This is a genomic window from Phenylobacterium sp. (assembly GCF_046291545.1).
In the GTDB taxonomy this organism is placed as follows: Bacteria; Pseudomonadota; Alphaproteobacteria; order Caulobacterales; family Caulobacteraceae; genus Phenylobacterium.
In genome coordinates this window covers 866,654-884,462 of record NZ_JBKBSM010000001.1, presented here as the reverse complement: position 1 = coordinate 884,462, position 17,809 = coordinate 866,654, and the positions used below count along the sequence as shown (strand labels likewise).

The 17,809-nt window shown below is 69.2% G+C and carries 18 protein-coding genes; 5 read left to right on the top strand and 13 right to left on the bottom strand.

Annotated elements, in window-relative coordinates; translation table 11 throughout:
- Positions 1–74: 74 nt before the first annotated feature.
- The 3 genes from rpsT (at position 75) to ACK4YQ_RS04450 (ending at position 2,630) form a co-directional block, all read left to right on the top strand.
- Positions 75–344 carry a 30S ribosomal protein S20 gene (rpsT, locus tag ACK4YQ_RS04460; protein WP_409608683.1) on the top strand — a complete coding sequence of 90 codons (270 nt, stop codon included), beginning with the start codon at positions 75–77 and terminating at the stop codon, positions 342–344.
- 372 nt (positions 345–716) lie between these two features.
- Complete coding sequence (gene dnaA, locus ACK4YQ_RS04455) at positions 717–2,186, top strand: chromosomal replication initiator protein DnaA (protein WP_409608681.1); 1,470 nt, start codon at positions 717–719, stop codon at positions 2,184–2,186.
- Between the two features lie 114 nt (positions 2,187–2,300).
- The gene (locus ACK4YQ_RS04450; RefSeq protein ID WP_409608679.1) at positions 2,301–2,630 is read left to right on the top strand and encodes a low affinity iron permease family protein; all 330 of its coding nucleotides are present in this window, start codon (positions 2,301–2,303) and stop codon (positions 2,628–2,630) included.
- Here ACK4YQ_RS04450 and ACK4YQ_RS04445 read toward each other — a convergent pair.
- From ACK4YQ_RS04445 to ACK4YQ_RS04410, 8 genes are all read right to left on the bottom strand, one after another.
- Complete coding sequence (locus ACK4YQ_RS04445; protein WP_409608677.1) at positions 2,627–3,082, bottom strand: GFA family protein; 456 nt, start codon at positions 3,080–3,082, stop codon at positions 2,627–2,629. The genes ACK4YQ_RS04450 and ACK4YQ_RS04445 overlap by 4 nt on opposite strands.
- Before the next feature lie 134 nt (positions 3,083–3,216).
- Positions 3,217–5,364 (bottom strand): polyribonucleotide nucleotidyltransferase, encoded by a 2,148-nt coding sequence (gene pnp / locus ACK4YQ_RS04440; RefSeq protein WP_409608675.1) that lies wholly within the window; start codon positions 5,362–5,364, stop codon positions 3,217–3,219.
- Between the two features lie 228 nt (positions 5,365–5,592).
- Complete coding sequence (rpsO, locus tag ACK4YQ_RS04435) at positions 5,593–5,862, bottom strand: 30S ribosomal protein S15 (RefSeq protein ID WP_409608673.1); 270 nt, start codon at positions 5,860–5,862, stop codon at positions 5,593–5,595.
- Between the two features lie 3 nt (positions 5,863–5,865).
- The gene (truB, locus tag ACK4YQ_RS04430; protein ID WP_409608671.1) at positions 5,866–6,810 is read right to left on the bottom strand and encodes a tRNA pseudouridine(55) synthase TruB; all 945 of its coding nucleotides are present in this window, start codon (positions 6,808–6,810) and stop codon (positions 5,866–5,868) included.
- Between the two features lie 2 nt (positions 6,811–6,812).
- Positions 6,813–7,232, bottom strand: a complete 420-nt coding sequence (rbfA, locus tag ACK4YQ_RS04425) for a 30S ribosome-binding factor RbfA (RefSeq protein ID WP_409608669.1) — start codon at positions 7,230–7,232, stop codon at positions 6,813–6,815.
- A 107-nt stretch (positions 7,233–7,339) separates the two neighbouring features.
- A complete protein-coding gene (locus tag ACK4YQ_RS04420) occupies positions 7,340–8,143 on the bottom strand; it encodes a dienelactone hydrolase family protein (protein WP_409608667.1) in 804 nt (267 codons plus the stop codon).
- Positions 8,144–8,180: 37 nt separating this feature from the next.
- A complete protein-coding gene (locus ACK4YQ_RS04415) occupies positions 8,181–8,705 on the bottom strand; it encodes a DUF2939 domain-containing protein (RefSeq protein ID WP_409608665.1) in 525 nt (174 codons plus the stop codon).
- 27 nt (positions 8,706–8,732) lie between these two features.
- Positions 8,733–9,284, bottom strand: coding sequence for a lipocalin family protein (locus tag ACK4YQ_RS04410; protein ID WP_409608663.1), 552 nt, complete (start codon positions 9,282–9,284; stop codon positions 8,733–8,735).
- 99 nt (positions 9,285–9,383) lie between these two features.
- Here ACK4YQ_RS04410 and ACK4YQ_RS04405 point away from each other — a divergent pair, with 99 nt between their 5' ends.
- The gene (locus ACK4YQ_RS04405; RefSeq protein WP_409608661.1) at positions 9,384–10,076 is read left to right on the top strand and encodes a hypothetical protein; all 693 of its coding nucleotides are present in this window, start codon (positions 9,384–9,386) and stop codon (positions 10,074–10,076) included.
- A gap of 88 nt (positions 10,077–10,164) precedes the next feature.
- On the opposite strand, the gene infB is transcribed toward ACK4YQ_RS04405, so the two are convergent.
- The 4 genes from infB to rimP form a co-directional block, all read right to left on the bottom strand.
- Positions 10,165–13,146: a translation initiation factor IF-2 gene (infB, locus tag ACK4YQ_RS04400; RefSeq protein ID WP_409608659.1), complete on the bottom strand. Its 2,982-nt coding sequence runs from the start codon at positions 13,144–13,146 to the stop codon at positions 10,165–10,167.
- Between the two features lie 90 nt (positions 13,147–13,236).
- Positions 13,237–13,872: an RNA-binding protein gene (locus ACK4YQ_RS04395; RefSeq protein WP_409608657.1), complete on the bottom strand. Its 636-nt coding sequence runs from the start codon at positions 13,870–13,872 to the stop codon at positions 13,237–13,239.
- Positions 13,873–13,897: 25 nt separating this feature from the next.
- Positions 13,898–15,565 carry a transcription termination factor NusA gene (nusA, locus tag ACK4YQ_RS04390; RefSeq protein WP_409608655.1) on the bottom strand — a complete coding sequence of 556 codons (1,668 nt, stop codon included), beginning with the start codon at positions 15,563–15,565 and terminating at the stop codon, positions 13,898–13,900.
- Between the two features lie 3 nt (positions 15,566–15,568).
- A complete protein-coding gene (gene rimP / locus ACK4YQ_RS04385; protein ID WP_409608653.1) occupies positions 15,569–16,120 on the bottom strand; it encodes a ribosome maturation factor RimP in 552 nt (183 codons plus the stop codon).
- A 411-nt stretch (positions 16,121–16,531) separates the two neighbouring features.
- Between rimP and ppa the strand changes: the two genes are divergently transcribed.
- The gene (gene ppa, locus ACK4YQ_RS04380) at positions 16,532–17,065 is read left to right on the top strand and encodes an inorganic diphosphatase (RefSeq protein WP_409608651.1); all 534 of its coding nucleotides are present in this window, start codon (positions 16,532–16,534) and stop codon (positions 17,063–17,065) included.
- 4 nt (positions 17,066–17,069) lie between these two features.
- On the opposite strand, the gene trmB is transcribed toward ppa, so the two are convergent.
- On the bottom strand, positions 17,070–17,741 hold the full coding sequence (trmB, locus tag ACK4YQ_RS04375; protein ID WP_409608649.1) for a tRNA (guanosine(46)-N7)-methyltransferase TrmB: 672 nt from the start codon (positions 17,739–17,741) through the stop codon (positions 17,070–17,072).
- Positions 17,742–17,809: the final 68 nt, after the last annotated feature.

Genomic DNA, 17,809 nt, shown 5'->3' with positions numbered 1-17,809 from the left:
GTTCCCGTATATCCGCGCCTCCGATTTCACCGCCCGGCCGTCGTCCGGGCGCGAGACGTTTTGAGAGCTGACACATGGCCAACACGCCCGGCGCCAAGAAGGCGATCCGCAAGATCGCCCGCCGCACGGAAGTCAACAAGGCGCGCCGCTCGCGCGTTCGCACCTTCCTCCGCCGCTTCGAAGAGGCCGTCGCCAAGGGCGACGCGGAGGCCGCCAAGACTGCGTTCGTCGAGGCCCAGTCCGAGCTGATGCGCGCCGTCTCCAAGGGCGTGGTTCACAAGAACACCGGCTCGCGCAAGGTGTCGCGTCTCGCGGCTCAACTGAAGAAGCTTGCGGCCGCCTGAACAGGCCCGAGGCCTAATCAAGCCTTGAATTTATTGAGCTTTTGGAAGCACCCGCAGGCCGGCTGGCCTGCGGGCGTTTTTGTTGTCCGGCACCTTTCGGAGACGGCGCCTGCGACCAAAGTTCTCAGATGACGGAGGGTCATTTGCGCTTTCCCTTGCAGCGCGAAGCCCTCTCACCGAGTCAACGAAAATATCGACTTCGGCTCCGAAGAATCCCCGTTGACCCTCCACCCCCCCCGACTAGTCTTCACGGGCTTAGGACGTTTTCTCCATCTGATTGCGGATGAAATGAAAGACCGGCGGGAGTGTGTGTGCTCGCCGGGATGGGAAGGTGTTCTCTAACGAATGGCGGCCGGCCGGGGGGGCCGACCGATGGCTGAGATGGCGGGATTGGCGAAGATGGCGAATGGGGGTGCGGCGCAAATGGCTGCCGAAACGCCGGCGGGCGCAGTCTGGACGAAGACCTGTCAGGCTCTGAAACGCGAGCTTGGCGAAGCGACCTTTGGCTCCTGGCTGGGCCAGGCGTCCTTGCGGGAGCGATCCGACGGCGACATCTGCCTCGTCGCGGCCACGGGCGTTGCGCGGGACTGGATCCGCCGTCACGCCTGGCGCCGCATCGGCGAGCTGTGGGCCCAGAACGACCCGATGGGCCGCCGCCTGGACCTGAAGTCCAAGATGGAGTTCGACGCCCAGCCCGCGCCGTCCACGCCCCTCGGCAAGGCCGCTCAGGCGGCCGCGGACGCCGATCTGGTCGCCGAGGTGGAGGTCGCCAGCCCGGCGCCGCAGAGCGCCCGCCAGGGCCGCCAGCAGGGCCTGCAGGAGCGCTTCTCCTTCGAGACCTTCGTGGCGGGCCCGGCCAACGAATTCGCCTTCGCCGTGGCGCGCCGCGTCGCCACCTGGGCGGACGGACACTTCAATCCGGTGGTCTTCCACGGCCCCTACGGCTTCGGCAAGACGCACCTGCTGAACGCTCTGGCCTGGGAAGCCATGCGCACGAGCCCGGAGAAGAAGGTGGTCTATCTGACCGCCGAGCGCTTCACCTCCACCTTCGTCAAGGCGGTGCAGGATCGCCAGACGGCGGCCTTCAAGGAGGAGCTGCGCAACGCCGACCTGCTGCTGATCGACGACGTGCACTTCGTGGCCGGCAAGACCTCGACCCAGGAGGAGCTGTTCCACACCCTGATCGCCCTGGTCGAGGACGGCCGGCGCGTGGTCATGACCGCCGACCGCTCGCCGACGGAGCTGTCGGAGATGGAGCCGCGCCTGCGCTCCCACCTGCAGGCGGGCCTGGTCTGCGGCATCGAGCCGGCCGACCGCACCCTTCGCCTCGGCATCCTGGAGCGCAAACTGGCGACTCTGGCCCAGCAGGGACGGTTCGTCCCGTCGGCCCGCGCCGAGGTGCTGCAGTTCCTCGCCGACCGCTTCACCGACAGCGTACGGGAGCTGGAAGGGGCGCTGAACACCCTGGTGGCCCGGGTGGGGGGCGACATCGCCCGGCTGACCCTGGACGAGGCCCAGACAATCCTGCGCCCTCACCTGTCGTGCAATGAGCGCCGGGTGACGGTGGACCAGATCCAGAAGGCCGTGGCGGAGCACTACGGCCTGAAGCAGGCGGACCTGATCTCCGAACGCCGCGCCCGCGCGGTGGCCCGGCCCCGTCAGGCGGCCATGTGGCTGGCCAAGCAGATCACCACCCGCTCCCTGCCCGACATCGGCCGCCGCTTCGGCGGACGGGACCACACCACGGTGCTGCACGCCGTGCGCCGCATCGAGGCCCTGAAAGCCGAGGACACGAGCCTGGCTCACGACCTCGAAGTGCTGCTGCGCAAGCTGCGCGGCTAGTCACGGCGCGGTTGGCGATTTGCGAAGGCCCGCCCTCGCGGCGGGCCTTTCGCCGTCCGGGGCAACCTCGCTCCTCTCCGCCCGTTTAGACGCGGTCCCGGATTCGAGAACCGCATGAGCCGCAGAGCCCTCCAGATCGGCCTCTTCGCCCTCGCGCGGGGCTTCTCCCACCCCTACGCCCTGATCGCCACCGCCTTCTTCGTCGCCGCCTGGGCGATTTTCGAACGCGAGACTCTCGACTGGCACGGAGCGGCGACCATCATCACCCTGGTGATGGCCATCGTCATCGAACGCAACCAGGCGCATGACACCAGAGCCCTGCAAGCCAAGCTGGACGAGCTGATCCACGCCACGGCCGGCGCCCACGACGAACTCGCCGAACTGGAGCGTCGCGATCCTGAAGAGGCCGAGGAAGTGGTGAAGAAGGTCCGTCCCCAGACCTAGGGATTGGCGGCGGCGTAAGCCTTCAACAGCTCGTCGTAGTCCTCGAGCGCCGGGAAGCCCTCGAAGCTGCGCACCGCGGGCGTCGACGCCCAGGGCAGCTTCTCCTGGGTGAAGGTCTCCATGTAGGGGCTGAACCAGGCCACGTCGTCCAGCAGCGTCGCCCGCACGTTCACGAGCCCGTCCGCGCCCTCTGGCCGGGTGAACACCCAGCTCATGCACCATGGGCAGAAGAGGTGCCGCGTGGGCCCGTGCAGGCCGCCGACGACCGGCTCGCCGGCGGTCAGGGCGAAAGCCGCGGCCGGGACCAGGGCGCTCAGGGAAAAGGCGCTGGCGGTCATCTGCTGGCAGCCCCGGCAGTGGCAGGCCATGGTGATCAACGGCGCCGCGTCGATGCGGAAGCGCACCTGTCCGCAGCGGCAGCCGCCCTCGAGCGGCAGGTCGGGTTTGGGCATGGCGATTCCTTTCGCCACCGATTGAGCCCCGAACACCCGCTGACATGCAACCGCCAGATGCGCCGGCGACGCGGGCAAAGAAAAGGGCGGCCGCATCGCTGCGACCGCCCCTTCCGATCAGGTTGAGAGGACGCTCAGGCCTCGGCTTGCGCCTCGGCCGCCTCGTCCTTCTTGGAGAGGTCCTCGCCGGTCTCCTGGTCGACGACCTTCATCGACAGGCGCGTCTTGCCGCGGTCGTCGAAGCCCAGAAGCTTGACCTTAACCGACTGGCCTTCCTGCAGCACGTCCGAGACCTTGCCCACGCGCTCGTTGGAGATCTGGCTCACGTGGACCAGGCCGTCCTTGGCGCCGAAGAAGTTCACGAAGGCGCCGAAGTCGACGATCTTCACGACCTTGCCGGTGTAGATCTGGCCGACCTCGGGCTCCGAGGCGATCGACTTGATCCAGTCGCGGGCGGCGTCGATCTTCGACTGCTCGGAGGCGGCGATCTTGATGGTGCCGTCGTCGGAGATATCGACCTTGGCGCCGGTTTCGGCGACGATCTCGCGGATGACCTTGCCGCCGGAGCCGATCACTTCGCGGATCTTGTCCACGGCGATCTTCATGGTCTCGATCTTCGGCGCGAATTCGCCGAGCTCGGTGCGCGGCGCCTCCATGGCCTTGTTCATCTCGCCGAGGATGTGCTGGCGGCCGGCCTTGGCCTGCTCCAGCGCCTTTTTCATGATCTCCTCGGTGATCCCGGCGATCTTGATGTCCATCTGCAGCGACGTGATGCCGTCGGCGGTGCCGGCCACCTTGAAGTCCATGTCGCCCAGGTGATCTTCGTCACCCAGGATGTCGGACAGGACCGCGAAGCCGTCGGACTCCAGGATCAGGCCCATGGCGATGCCACTGACCGGCTTCTTCAGGGGAACGCCCGCGTCCATCATCGCCAGCGAGGAGCCGCAGACGGTGGCCATCGACGAGGAGCCGTTGGACTCCAGGATCTCGGACACCAGACGGATCGTGTAGGGGAACTCCTCGGGCTCCGGCAGCATCGGGCGCAAGGCGCGCCAGGCGAGCTTGCCGTGGCCGATTTCCCGACGGCCGGGCGAGCCCATGCGGCCGGTCTCCCCGACGCTGAAGGGAGGGAAGTTGTAGTGCAGGAGGAACTTCTCCTTGTACGTCCCTTCCAGGGCGTCGATGAACTGCTCGTCGTCGCCGGTGCCCAGGGTGGCGACCACCAGGGCCTGGGTCTCGCCACGGGTGAACAGCGCCGAGCCATGGGCCCGGGGCAGGACGCCCACTTCGCCCAGGATCGGGCGGACCTTGTCCACCGGGCGGCCGTCGATGCGGACGCCGGTGTCGAGGATGCCGCGACGCACGACGTCGGCTTCCAGTTCCTTGAAGACGCCCGCAAGCTTCAGCGGGTCGGCGCCCTCAGGGTTGGCGTCGGACTTGGCCATGGCCTCCAGGGCCTTCTTCTTGGCCGCGCCGACCGCGTCCTGGCGGTCCTGCTTCTTGGAGATCTTGTAGGCGGCGGCGATGTCCGCGCCGACCAGGGCCTTCATCTGGGCCTTGAGGGCGTCGGTGTCCTCGGGCTCGAACTCGAAGGGCTCCTTGGCCGCATGCTCGGCGAGTTCGATGATCGCGTCGATCACCGGCTGCATGTGCTTGTGGGCGAAGGTGACGCCGCCCAGGACCTGCTCTTCGGTCAGCTCCTGGATTTCGGATTCCACCATCATGACCGCGTCGTGCGTGCCGGCCACGACGAGGTCCATCTGGGACTCCTTCATCTCGTCGAGGGTGGGGTTCAGCACGTATTCGCCGTTGATGAACCCGACCCGGGCCGCGCCGATCGGGCCCATGAAGGGCGCGCCGGACAGCACCAGGGCGGCCGAGGAGGCGACCATGGCGACGATGTCGGGATCGTTCTCCAGGTCATGGGCCAACACGGTGGCGACGACCTGGACCTCGTTCTTGAAGCCCTTGACGAACAGCGGGCGGATCGGCCGGTCGATCAGGCGGGAGACCAGGGTCTCCTTTTCCGAGGGACGGCCCTCGCGCTTGAAGAAGCCGCCGGGGATCTTGCCCGCGGCGTAGGTCTTCTCCTGATAGTTCACGGTCAGCGGGAAGAAATCCTGGCCCGGCTTGGCGGTCTTGGCGAACACCGCGGTGGCGAGCACCACGGTCTCGCCGTAGGTGGCCAGGACGGCGCCGTCGGACTGACGGGCCATGCGGCCGGTTTCGAGCGTCAGCGTCTTGCCGCCCCACTCGATCGTCTTGCGTTTGATGTCGAACATTTTGCTTCTTTCTCAACCCGCGGGCGAATTCCCAGCGGGGGCGGACAGGGGGCGGTTTGGCTTTTGATCAGCGGACCGGAAATCCTCGTCCAGCGACAGGCTCAGGGTGAGGATTTCCATTGAACCCTCGGCGAGTTTCGAGAGGCCTCCTTAGGCCCCTCCGTCGTCCCCGACCTGAGCTTGTCGAAGGCCGGGGACGACGCAGTGCTTTTGGTCTCGGCGCGCGCCTTAACGGCGCAGGCCCAGGGTCGCGATCAGCGCCTGATAGCGTCCTTCGTCGGACTTCTTCAGGTGATCGAGAAGCGAACGGCGCTGGGAGACGAGCTTCAGCAGGCCCCGGCGCGAGTGGTTGTCCTTCTTGTGCGTCTTGAAGTGCTCGGTGAGGTTCGAGATCCGTTCGGAAAGGATCGCCACCTGCACTTCGGCGCTGCCCGTGTCGCCTTCGGAGCGGGCATGGGACTTGATGAGTTCGGCCTTGCGGTCCGGCGTGATCGACATCGGTTAGTCTCCGCTCTGATCCAGATGGAAGACCCGCGCAGGTTCGAGCCGTCCTGCGCGCATCTCGCAAAGCGCCACGATCGACCCACCCGCCATGGCTGAAACGGTGCGGGAGCCGGGCGCGAGCCTGGCCTTCAGCGCTTCAACCTGTCGGGGAACGAGAACGATCGGCCGTCCCTGCTTGAGCCGGAAGGCGTCTTCTGCGGTCACGGCCAACGCCGGGATGTCGTCCAGCGCGGTCTCGACCGGAAGCAATGCCTCCGACAAGCGGGCCTTATGCCCCAAATCCTCCAGGTTTTCCAGCCCTATCGCCCGCGCCTCGGTGAAGCCCCCCACCCGCGTGCGGCGAAGCTCGCTGACGTGGGCGCAAGCGCCGAGCGCCGCGGCCAGGTCGCGCACCACGGCCCGCACGTAGGTCCCCTTGCCGCAGTCCATCTCGATCTGGACGTGGTCGGCGTCGGGCGCGCCGACCACCCGGGCCGCATGGATCACCACGGGCCGCGGCTTCAGGTCCACCGCCTCTCCCGCGCGGGCCAGGTCGTAGGCGCGCTCGCCGTCCACCTTCACCGCCGAGAACGCCGGGGGAACCTGCTGGATCTCGCCGACGAAGGCCGGAAGGGCGGCGGCCACCGCCTCGGGCGTCGGGCGTACGTCGGAGGTGGCCGTCGTTTCACCCTCGCGGTCGAAGGTGGCGGTGGTGCGTCCCCAGGCGATGGTGAAGCGGTAGGTCTTGTCCGCATCCATCAGGAAGGGAACCGTCTTGGTCGCCTCGCCCAGGGCGATCGGCAGCACGCCGGTGGCCAGGGGGTCGAGCGTGCCGGCGTGCCCGGCCTTCTGGGCGTTGAACAGTCTCCGCACCCGGCTGACGGCCGAGGTGGAAGTCAGGTCATAGGGCTTGTCCAGGCACACCCAGCCTGAGACCGCATCGCCCTTCTTCCGGCGCGCCATGATCAATCCTCGGAGCTGTCGTGTTCAATGTCGCGCCGCACCCGAGGGTCGTCGAACAGGCGGTTCATGCGGCTGGCTTCGTCGAAGGACTCGTCGTGGACGAACTTCAGGTCGGGCGTGAACTTCATGTCGATCAACCGGCCGAGCCGGCCCCGCAGAAACCGGGCGGCGCGGTTCAGCGCCTCCACCACTTCGGGGGCGTGGCCGCCGCCCAGCGGCTCTACGAAGCACACCGCGTGCCTCAGGTCCGGGCTCATCCGCACCTCGGTCACGGTCACCGAAACGCCCTCCAGGGCGGGATCGGCGATCTCCTCCTCGCGCAGGATCTCAACCAGGGCGTGGCGGATGAGCTCGCCCGCACGGAGCTGGCGCTGGCTGGGTCCCTGGGGGGCGCCGCGGCCTTGGGCTGAATGACGTTTCATGGCGAAGCCTTGACTAACCTGGCCCGCGGCTCGAACGCCGGGCGCAGGGAAGGGCGCGCTTCTAATGAGGTCGCCGCCGGAAGTCCAGCGCCCAACCCAGGCCGACGTCAAGACACGCCGGTCTTCTCGCGGAAGAAGGCGAGCACGCGGATCAGGGCGTCCTGGGTCTTGCCGGTGTTCTTCAGGTTGATCGTCAGCACCGAGTGCGGGTGCTTCAGCCCCCCGGGCCGCGCCTCGGACGGATCGATGTCCCAGCGCTCGAACTTGTCGCCGAACTCCCTCTCCAGGGCGTCGAAACGTTCCCGGGGCACGATCGGGTCGCCCTCGAAGCGCAGGCCGATCATGCTCAGGTCCTCCTCGGCGAAGCGGCGGCGCGCGCAGGCGATCTCCTCGCTGGAGGCGTCGACGCCCGACGCCCGCCTGCGGCCGCCCAGGCCCACGGTCAGCGGCAGCGAGGGCTGGCTCAGAACCGGGGCCACCACGGCGGGCTCGGTCATCATCGCCAGGGCGAAGCCGCCGGTGAAGCACATGCCGACGGCGCCCACCCCCTTGCCGCCGCACTCTCCGTGCGCCCGGCGCGCCAGGGCTCTCAGCCACTCCACGATCGGGCTCGACTTGCCCGCCGCCCAGACGTTGAACTCTCGGCTGATGCATACGCCCTTCAGCATGGCGCCCATGGCGTAGCCGTTGGTGACGGGCCGGCCTGGATCGCCGAACAGGCTGGGCAGGTAGACGGTCATGCCGGCCGCGGCGACGCGGTTGGCGAAGGGCAGCACTTCGGGGTGCAGTCCGGGCATCTCATGGATGACGATGACCGCGGGCCCCGACCCCCGCCTGAACACAGGCCGTGTCCACGGCCCATCGGAGAACTCGAACCGCTCGTACTCGGCAAGCGCCTTTTCCCAGCCCATTGCGTCCCTCCCGTCCAGGTCGGGCGCGAGCCTAGCCTCAACGGGCGCCGCCGCGCAGCTCCGAAATCTCGCCCTCGAAACCTGAAAGGCGCCAGACTCCGTCCTGGCGGGTGAAGACCAGCAGGCAGGGGCCGTCCTTCCTGCGTGTGGCGCAAACCTGGTCCTTTCCGACGGCGCGGAGGGCGCCGCCGATAGCCAGGGGCCCAGGGATCGGCTTGTCGGGCGTGTAGCCGTAGGAGGCCGCCACCGCGCGGAACACCCGCGGCTGGATCAGGGCGTCGCTCGCCATCTGCGCCAGGGGCTGGGCCAGGAGCGCGCCCAGGGCGTTCAAGCCCTGGTCCTGCCCTGCCCTGCGCCTGGTCTCGGCCACCAGCCGGGCCTCGATCTGCCGCTCCAGCGCGGGGCGGTCGACATGGGCCTCGAACGTGGCGCGATCATCGTCACGGATGGACACCAGCAGCGCGTGGACGTCGCGCGCGGCGCCATAACGATCGACGGTCGCGCAGGCGCCGAGGATCAGGAGGGCGCCGGCGATCAGGCCAAGGCGGGCAAGGATCTTCACGGACGCGCTCCTGCTCGTAGGACCGCCTCAGGCCGGCGGCTGCTCGGTCATATGTAGGAGCTCGGTGTCATATCCGAGGCCGGCCGCGCGATCGACGAGCGCTCTCGCCTCCTCGGGGGACGGAACCGGCTCGCGCGTGAGGATCCAAAGATACCGGCCCGAGCCTTCGCCCACGATCGACCAGCTGTAGTCGTCCGCATGGTCCAGCACCCAGTAGTCGCCGACGTAGAAGGGGCCGAAAAAGGAGACCTTCAGCTTGGCGTTGCGTGAGCCTTCCACCACCTTGGCCTTGCCCTCGGCGACCTCCACGGCGCCGGCAGGGCCGCCCTTGCGGCACGTGTTGGTGACCTTGATCAGGCCGTCGTCGCGCAGGGCGTATTCGGCCGTCACCCCTTCGCAGTTCCGCTCGAACCTGTGGTCGTAGCGGGCGAACTCGTACCATTTGCCCAGATAGCGCGGCAGATCGACCGCCTTGGCCGGTTGCGGCACGGCCCGGTTGCCGACCGGCGGCGTGGCGCAGGCCGCGAGCGCCAGACCTGCGCCGGCCGCGAGAACGAGAGGGATGATCAGCTTTCTCATCTCCAAGATACGCGCGGGGCGCGATCCGGATGCGCCGCGCCCGGGCCGGGGCGACTGGCCCCGACCTTGCACGTTGGACGTGCGCCAGGGAGCCCGTTCGTGACCAGCATCGCCAGCTATCTGTTCTCGCAGCCCACCGCCGCCGACCAGCCCCGCGCGGGGTCGCCCCGCACGGCGCCCCAGCAGATCGTCGATGTGAACGGCGTGTCCGTCGACCTCAGTGGAACCGGGCTGCGCACGGTTTCCAGGCAGAAAGTGGAGCTTGGCCAAGGGGTTGCAGCCGCGCCGCCGCCCGCCGCTCCCCTGAGCCCGCAAACCCTGGCCGCCGCCGTCGAACTGCAGGCCGCCCCGGGCTTCTCGCAGGAAGACGTCCAAAGGGTCCGGGCCGCCTCAATCGCGGGCACGCCCTACGACGGGATCGGCTTCGCCAGCGAGGTCGAGATCGTCCACCAGGAGGCCGGCGCCCTGCAATCGGCGCCGGGCCTGGGCTTCATACCCGGCAATGTGTTCCTGGGCGGGGACCTCGCCGGCTACGTCGGCGAGCAGATCGACGCCGCTGGCGAACTGGCGGACGCCGAGCGTACGCTGCAGGCGCAGTACGGCTCCGACGTGAAGCTCGCCTATGACTCCGTCGGCGGAGGCTATGTGATGCTGCGGCCCGGCCAGGCCGGCTACGACGACGTGCGCAGCGCCCAGCAGGTCTTCCAGAACATGAAGTACGACCTCTGGAACATGGACATGAGCCCGAAGGCCTACGCCGACGTGTTCGCGCGCCACGGCGTAACGGTCTGATCCGCATCCCAAGCGCAAGGCGCGCCCATGCGAAAGGCCCGCCCCGGTCTTCCGGAGCGGGCCTTGGTATCGAACCCAGGCGCTGCGATCAGAGCGTGCGCTTGACCTCTTCGAGGGTGAAGCACTCGATGGTGTCGCCCGGCTTGATGTCCTGGAAGCCCTGGAAGGCCATGCCGCATTCCTGGCCGGCCTGAACTTCGTTGACCTCGTCCTTGAAGCGCTTGAGCGTCTGCAGGACGCCCAGCTCCAGGATGACGACCCCGTCGCGCACGATCCGGACCCGCGCGCCCTTGCGCACGACCCCTTCGGTGACGCGGCAGCCGGCCACCTTGCCGACCTTGGTGATGTCGAAGACCTGCAGGACGTCGGCGTTGCCGAGGAAGGTTTCCCGCTGGATCGGCGCCAGCATGCCCGAGAGCACGCCTTTGATGTCGTCGATCAGGTCGTAGATGATCGCGTAGTAGCGGATCTCCACGCCCTCGCGTTCGGCCAGGTCGCGGGCCTGCTTGGAGGCGCGGACGTTGAAGCCGAGGATCGGCGAGCCCGCGCCCTTGGCCAGCATCACGTCGCTTTCGCTGATGGCGCCGGCGCCGGAGAGGATCACGCGGGCGCGGACCTCCTCGGTGGCCAGCTTCTCGAGCGAACCCACGATCGCCTCGGCCGAGCCCTGCACGTCGGCCTTGATGACCACCGGCAGTTCCGAGACCTTCTTGTCGGCGAGCTTGGCCATCATATCGGCCAGGCTGGCGCCGGCGACCGGCGCGCCGGCCTTTTCGCGTTTCAGGCGCGTCCGGTATTCGGTGATCTCCCGGGCGCGGGCCTCGTTCTCGACCACGGCGAAGGGCTCGCCCGGATCGGGCGTGCCGTCCAGACCGAGGATCTCCACCGGCGTCGACGGGGTGGCTTCCTGCAGCTGTTCGTCGCGCTCGTTGAGGAGGGCGCGCACCCGGCCCCAGTTGGCCCCGGCGACGACGATGTCGCCGCGCTTGAGCGTGCCGCGCTTGACCAGCACGGTCGAGACCGCGCCGCGGCCCCGGTCCAGCTTGGCCTCGATCACCACGCCGTCGGCCGTCCGGTCCGGATTAGCTTTCAGGTCGAGGAGTTCAGATTGCAGCAGGATCGACTCGATCAGGTTGTCCAGACCCGTCTTCTGCAGCGCGGAGACCTCGACCGCCTGGGTGTCGCCGCCGAGGCTCTCAACGACGATCTCATGCTGCAGGAGCTCGTTGATCACCCGGGTCGGGTCGGCGTCCGGCTTGTCGATCTTGTTGATCGCCACGATGATCGGCGCGCCGGCCGCCTTGGCGTGCTGGATCGCCTCGACCGTCTGGGGCATGACGCCGTCGTCGGCCGCCACCACCAGGATGACGATGTCGGTCGCCGTCGCGCCGCGGGCCCGCATGGCCGAGAAGGCCGCGTGGCCCGGCGTGTCCAGGAAGGTCACGCGCTGGCCGTCGGCCAGGCGCACCTGATAGGCGCCGATGTGCTGGGTGATGCCGCCATGCTCGCCGCCGGCCACGTCGGTCGAGCGCAGGGCGTCGAGCAGCGAGGTCTTGCCGTGGTCGACGTGGCCCATGACCGCCACCACCGGCGGGCGGGGCAGCAGATGATCGTCCACGTCCTCGGCGCCGATGAAGCCCTCTTCGACGTCGGATTCCGAGACGCGCTTGACCGTGTGACCGAACTCCGTCGCCACCAGTTCAGCGGTGTCGGAGTCGATCACGTCGTTGATCTTCAGCATCATGCCCTGACGCATCAGGAACTTGATGACGTCGACGCCGCGGGTGGCCATGCGGTTGGCCAGTTCGGCCACCGTGATGACGTCCGGAATGACCACCTCGCGGGCGACGCGGGTCTGCTCCTGCGGCCCGCCCTTGCGCTTCTCGCGTTCGCGCTCGCGGGCGCGGCGCACCGAGGCCAGGGAGCGCATCCGTTCGACCGCACCCTCGTCGTCCCCGGCCACAGCCTGGATCGTGAGCCGGCCTTCGCGGCGCTGAGCCGCGCCCTTGACGCGGGAGATCGCCTTGGACGGCGCGTTGGCCGAGGCGCGGCGGCGGGCGCCCTCTTCATCATCCTCCGGACGACGGTCGAGGTTGGCCGAGCCGGGCCGCGGGGCCTGGCGGGTGGCGCGCTGGATTTCCGGCGTGGCGGGCGGGGCGGCGGGGCCGACCCGCGGTCCCGGACGCGGACCGCCTGGGCGGGCGCCGCCGGGGCCAGGCGCGGGACGCGGCGCGAGCGCCGAATAGCGGACGGTGTCGCCCCCGGCGGGACGCGGGCCGCGGTCGCCTTGCGGGCCGCGATCGTCGCGGCGCGGACCACGGTCGCCCTGCGGACGCTCGCCTGTCGGGCGCGGGCCGCGGTCGGGCTGCGGGCCGCGGTCGTCGCGGCGGGGCGCGCGCTGGTTGAAGCTGGTGGCGTCGAAGCGGCTGCTGGGCCGCTCGGGCCGGTAGGTGGTGGTGGACGCCCGGTCGTCCCGACGGTCGGGCGAGGGCGAATAGGTGCGGGTCTGCCCAGGAGCGGCCGAGCGCGCGGCGGCCTGCGTCGGCTCGGGCGCACGGGGCGCCGGGGGCGCGGGCGGCGGTGCGGCGGCCTGGGGCGCAGGGGTCGGCGCAGGAGCAGGGGCCGGCGCGGCTGGAGCCGGCGGCGGAGTCTCCGCGACCGGTTTGGCTGCGGCGGCCGCCGCAGCCGCGGCCGCCTCGGCGCGGGCCCGCTCTTCACGGGCGCGCTGCTCGGCCTGGCGAGCCTGGTGCTCGCGGGCGGCCTCGATGGCGCGCTGGCGGGCGCGCAGTTCTTCGCCGGACAGGCCGGAGCCGTCGCCACTCGCCGGGGACGGGCGTTGCGGCTGCGGACGCTGATCGGTGACGCGGCGCTCGGCGGACGACGGCGCAGCCAGGTTCCCCGCCTGCTGCGCATGGGTGCGCGGGCGCTTGGTCTCCACAACCACAGTCTTGGAACGGCCGTGGCTGAAGCTCTGCTTCACGGTGCCCGCGCTGACCGACCCCGCGCCGCGGGGCTTCAGGGTCAGGGGCGGGCGTCCGCCGGATCGGCCGTTGTCGTTCTCGTCGCTCATGCGCTCGCTTTACTAACCGGCCGGGACGGTCCCGGCCTCTCTCTTCAAATGGCGTCGCGGCGCGCGGGGCCCGATGGCCTCGCCCGCCGCCTAAGGCTCCTCGCGCCAACCCTCGGGAAAGAGCGGGCGAAAGCCTGATAACCGCTGAACGTCGGAAGTCCAGCGGTCCGCGGCTCGCCCCGCAAGGAAGGCGGTGTGTATCACATTCTCCAGCCCCAAGGCCAAACCCAATTCCTCGGAACGGAAAACTGCCAGCAACCGTGGCGGATTTGGCGACCGGCGGCTGGCCGAGATCAGCTTGCGGCGTCCGTCCTCGGCGCCGTCCACAGCTTCGATCACCCAGGCCGCACGCCCGCCGGCGAGGGCGGCGAGGACCTTCTCGAAACCACAGATAAGATCGCCCGAGCGCCGCGCAAGCCCGAGTCCCTGGACAACGCGCCGCAGCAGCTGCGCCTCCACCTGGTCGGCCAGGTCCGCAGGCGCGGTCACCCGCGCCTTCGCCGCCCGGGAGAACAATCCCTTGCGCACGGCGGTCTCGACGCTGGCGCGGTCGGCCGCCACCCAGAGCCCCCGCCCCGGCAGCTTGCGGGCGAGATCCGGGACCACGGCGCCGCCAGGCCCGGCGACGAAGCGCACGAGCCCGGCTTCGTCCATCACCTCGCCGGAGACGATGTCCCGTCGCTGGCGCGAGGCCTCGGCATGGGTGGCGGGGGCGGGCGCGATCATCGCGGCCTTGTCACGCGCGAGCGCCTCAGGCGTCGCGCGACTCCCCTTCGGCTTCGGCGAAGGCCTGATCTTCCTCGATCATCTCGGCCTCGATCTCAGCGTCGGTCTCCGCTTCCGGCTCGACCCAGCCCATGGCCACGCGGGCACGCATGATCAGCAGCTCGGCGTCCGCCGCGTCCAGGCCGAACGCCTCCAGCATCCCCGGCTCGCGCACCCGCTCGCCGTTCTTGTTCTCGAACCAGCCGCGCAGGTCGTCGGGCACCAGGCCGGCCAGATCCTCCACCGTCTTCACGTCGTTCTCGCCGAGGGCCACGGCCATTGGCAGGGTGACGCCCTCGATCTCCAGCAGCGCGTCGTCGACGCCCAGTTCGCGGCGCTTGGCGTCGTACTCCGCCGCCTCCTTCTCCAGGTAGTCCCGGGCGCGCGCCTGGATCTCCTCGGCGGTGTCCTCGTCGAAGCCCTCGATGGACGCGACTTCCGAGGCGTCCACATAGGCCACGTCCTCGACGGTCGCGAAGCCCTCGGTGACGAGCAGCTGGGCGATGACCTCGTCCACATCCAGGGCTTCCTGGAACAGGGCGGTGCGTTCGGCGAACTCGCGCTGACGGCGCTCGCTCTCCTGGCTTTCGGTCATGATGTCGATCTGCCAGCCCGTAAGCTGACTGGCGAGGCGCACGTTCTGGCCGCGGCGGCCGATGGCGAGGGAGAGCTGCTCGTCCGGCACCACGACCTCGACCCGCTCGTCCTCCTCGTCCATCACCACCTTGGACACCTCGGCCGGCGCCAGGGCGTTGACGATGAAGGTGGCCTCGTCCGGGCTCCACTGGATGATGTCGATCTTCTCGCCCTGCAGTTCGGCCACCACGGCCTGCACGCGGCTGCCGCGCATGCCGACGCAGGCGCCGACCGGGTCGATCGAGGCGTCGTTGGAGACCACCGCCATCTTGGCGCGGCTGCCCGGGTCACGGGCGACGGCGCGGATCTCGATGACCCCGTCGTAGACCTCCGGCACCTCCTGGGCGAACAGCTTGGCCATGAAGCCGCCGTGGGCGCGCGACAGCAGAATCTGCGGACCCTTGGTCTCGCGCCGCACGTCGTAGATGTAGCAGCGGATCCGGTCGCCGATGTTGAAGTTCTCGCGCGGGATCGACTGGTCGCGGCGCATGATGCCCTCGCCGCGGCCAAGATCGACGACGACGTTGCCGTATTCGACCCGCTTGACCACGCCGTTGACGATCTCGCCGACCCGGTCCTTGAACTCCTCGTACTGCCGCTCGCGCTCGGCTTCGCGCACCTTGCCGGTGATCACCTGGCGGGCCATCTGGGTCTGCACGCGCCCGAACTCGAAGGGCGGCAGGATTTCCTCGTAGACCTTGCCGACGAAGGCGTCCTTGTCGGTGCGCTTGGCGTCCGAGAGGCGCAGGATGCCGGCGGGTTCCTCCTCGCCGGCCTCGGCGTCCCAGGCGGCGTCGTCATCGACGACCGTGACCACCCGCTTGATCGTCGTCTCGCCAGTCTTCGGGTCGATGTGGACGCGCACGTCGTGCTCGGCGCCGTAGCGGGCGCGGGCGCCCTTCTGGATCGCCTCCTCCATCGCCTGGATGACGATCTCCTTTTCGATCGACTTCTCGCGGGCGACGGCCTCGGCGATCTGCAGGAGCTCGAGCTTGTTGGCGGAAATCCCCAGGCTCATGGACTATCCCTCTTCCTCGGACGCAGGGTCGTTTTGCAGGCGGCGGGCGCGTTCCTCGGCCCCCCGCTTCATCAGTTGATCGGTCATCACCAGCTTGGCCTCGGTGATCCAGGCGAAGGGGATGAGCGCGGTGTGCTCCTCGCCTTCCAGGTCGATGGCCACGGTGGCCTCGTCTTCGACGCCGGCCAGCACGCCCTTGAACCGCTTGCGGCCTTCGGCCAGGCGGTCGAGCTCGATGCGCGCCTCCAGCCCCTCGTAGGCGGCGAAGTCCTTCAGCCGGGTCAGCGGGCGGTCGATCCCCGGCGAGGAGACCTCCAGCGTGTACTCCCCGGAGATCGGGTCGGCCGGATCGAGCACTTCGGACAGGGCGCGGCTCAGGCGCGCGCAGTCCTCGACGTTCATGTCGCCGTCCACCGCCCGCTCGGCCATCACCTGCAGGCGCCTCCGCTCGGCGCCTCCCATTAGGCGCAGACGCACGATCTCGTAGCCGGCGGCCTCGGCCACCGGGTCGAGCAGGTCGAGCAGTCTTGCGTCTTCGGCGGTCCTGCCGCGCATAGGTCGAGCCGTCCTCCGGCAAAGAAAAAAGCGGCCGGGCCGGGGCCCGCCGCTCGAAAGCGCCATCCAGCGCTAACGGACGATGTTGACGTCTATATAGATCGTCCCGCGGCCCTTGTCAGCCCCGACGTGCGTGACGCAGGGCCGCGAGGCGGCCGCTCAGTCCTTGCTCATGCGCACCCAGGTGGAGATCACGAACAGGACGACGGCGAACAGGCCGAAGCCCGCAATCACAAGCATCAGGTAAGGCGTCATGACCATGTGGATAGCTCCCTCCGTTTTGGCGACGCCTCGCACACGGTGAAGCTTGGCGCTTTGCGCCATATCAATGCGCCGGGGGCTTTATCCGCGCGGCGGAATGGTCCATGGAGCGCGCCTCCTCCCCAAGTTCAAAGAAGGTCTCCTCCTCTTATGGACCTCTCCAAGATTTCCATCGGTCCCAACCCCCCCTGGGACATCCACGCGGTCATCGAGATCCCGCAGGGCGGCGAGCCGGTGAAGTACGAGCTGGACAAGGACTCCGGCGCGATCTTCGTCGACCGGTTCCTGCATACGGCGATGTTCTACCCGGGCAACTACGGCTTCATCCCGCACACGCTGGCCGACGACGGCGATCCGATGGACGTTCTGGTCGTGGGCCCGACCCCGGTGGTGCCCGGCGCGGTGATCCGCTGCCGGCCGGTCGGCGCGCTGATGATGGTCGACGAAGCCGGCGGCGACGAGAAGGTCCTGGCCGTTCCCGTGGACAGTCTCCACCCCTTCTATCGCGGCGTCGAATCCTGGCGCGGCCTGCCGGCGATCCTGACCGAGCAGATCGCCCACTTCTTCAAGCACTACAAGGACCTGGAAAAGGGCAAGTCGGTCGAGGTGGTCCGCTGGGCGGACGCGGACGAGACCGCCGAGCTGATCCGCAAGTCGATCGAGGCCGGCAAGGCCAAGAAGTAGGTCTTCAGGCCTTCACGAAGTCGAGGAAGACCGGGGCGCAGTCGCCCAGACGCTTTTCCTCGTAGCGCGTGGTCACGTGGTCGGCGGGCGGACGGCGGAAGTCGTCCGCCCGTTGCGCCGTCCACGACAGGCCCGGCGTTCTCAGCGCCCGCTCCAGCGTCCAGTCCACATAGTCCGCCCAGTCGCTGGCGAAGCGCAGCCGCCCGCCCGGAGCCAGCACGCGCGCCAGTTCGGCCAGGAGGTCGGCCTGGATCAGCCGCCGCTTGTGGTGCCGCGCCTTGGGCCAGGGATCGGGAAACAGGATGAAGATGCGCGCGAGGCTCGCATCGGGCAGGCGCGAGAGGAGTTCGCGCACGTCGCCGGCGTGAAGGCGCACGTTCTCCAGCCCCCGTTCGTCCAGGTGCCGCAGGGCGCTCGCCACGCCATTGAGGAAGGGCTCGGCGCCCAGGATCAGCACGTCCGGCCTGCGCGCGGCCTGGGCGGCCATGTGCTCGCCGCCCCCGAACCCGATCTCCAGCCAGACCTCGGCGGCGCCCGGCGCCAGGGCCGAAAGCTCGATCGTCCCGTCCGGAATGCGGATGCGGGGCAGGAGGGTGTCCATCAGCGCCGCCTGGCGCGGCTTGATCGGGCGCGACTTGATGCGCCCGAAGGAACGCATGGGAGGATGGTCGGTCATCGCCGCCCTCTAGCGCGCCGCGGCCCCGGCGTGAATTGCGGCTGCAACATTGGGCCGGTTCACTGAGA

Coding starts and splice junctions, on each gene's coding strand:
- rimP (WP_409608653.1), bottom strand. CDS start 16,120: ATGCGCGGCAGGACCGCCGAAGACGCAAGACTGCTCGACCTGCTCGAC.
- nusA (WP_409608655.1), bottom strand. CDS start 15,565: ATGAGCCTGGGGATTTCCGCCAACAAGCTCGAGCTCCTGCAGATCGCC.
- rpsO (WP_409608673.1), bottom strand. CDS start 5,862: ATGTCGATCACGCCGGACCGCAAGGCCGAACTCATCAAGTCCCATGCC.
- ppa (WP_409608651.1), top strand. CDS start 16,532: ATGGACCTCTCCAAGATTTCCATCGGTCCCAACCCCCCCTGGGACATC.
- rbfA (WP_409608669.1), bottom strand. CDS start 7,232: ATGAAACGTCATTCAGCCCAAGGCCGCGGCGCCCCCCAGGGACCCAGC.
- ACK4YQ_RS04450 (WP_409608679.1), top strand. CDS start 2,301: ATGAGCCGCAGAGCCCTCCAGATCGGCCTCTTCGCCCTCGCGCGGGGC.
- rpsT (WP_409608683.1), top strand. CDS start 75: ATGGCCAACACGCCCGGCGCCAAGAAGGCGATCCGCAAGATCGCCCGC.
- dnaA (WP_409608681.1), top strand. CDS start 717: ATGGCTGAGATGGCGGGATTGGCGAAGATGGCGAATGGGGGTGCGGCG.
- ACK4YQ_RS04420 (WP_409608667.1), bottom strand. CDS start 8,143: ATGGGCTGGGAAAAGGCGCTTGCCGAGTACGAGCGGTTCGAGTTCTCC.
- truB (WP_409608671.1), bottom strand. CDS start 6,810: ATGGCGCGCCGGAAGAAGGGCGATGCGGTCTCAGGCTGGGTGTGCCTG.
- trmB (WP_409608649.1), bottom strand. CDS start 17,741: ATGACCGACCATCCTCCCATGCGTTCCTTCGGGCGCATCAAGTCGCGC.
- ACK4YQ_RS04445 (WP_409608677.1), bottom strand. CDS start 3,082: ATGCCCAAACCCGACCTGCCGCTCGAGGGCGGCTGCCGCTGCGGACAG.
- pnp (WP_409608675.1), bottom strand. CDS start 5,364: ATGTTCGACATCAAACGCAAGACGATCGAGTGGGGCGGCAAGACGCTG.
- infB (WP_409608659.1), bottom strand. CDS start 13,146: ATGAGCGACGAGAACGACAACGGCCGATCCGGCGGACGCCCGCCCCTG.
- ACK4YQ_RS04395 (WP_409608657.1), bottom strand. CDS start 13,872: ATGATCGCGCCCGCCCCCGCCACCCATGCCGAGGCCTCGCGCCAGCGA.
- ACK4YQ_RS04410 (WP_409608663.1), bottom strand. CDS start 9,284: ATGAGAAAGCTGATCATCCCTCTCGTTCTCGCGGCCGGCGCAGGTCTG.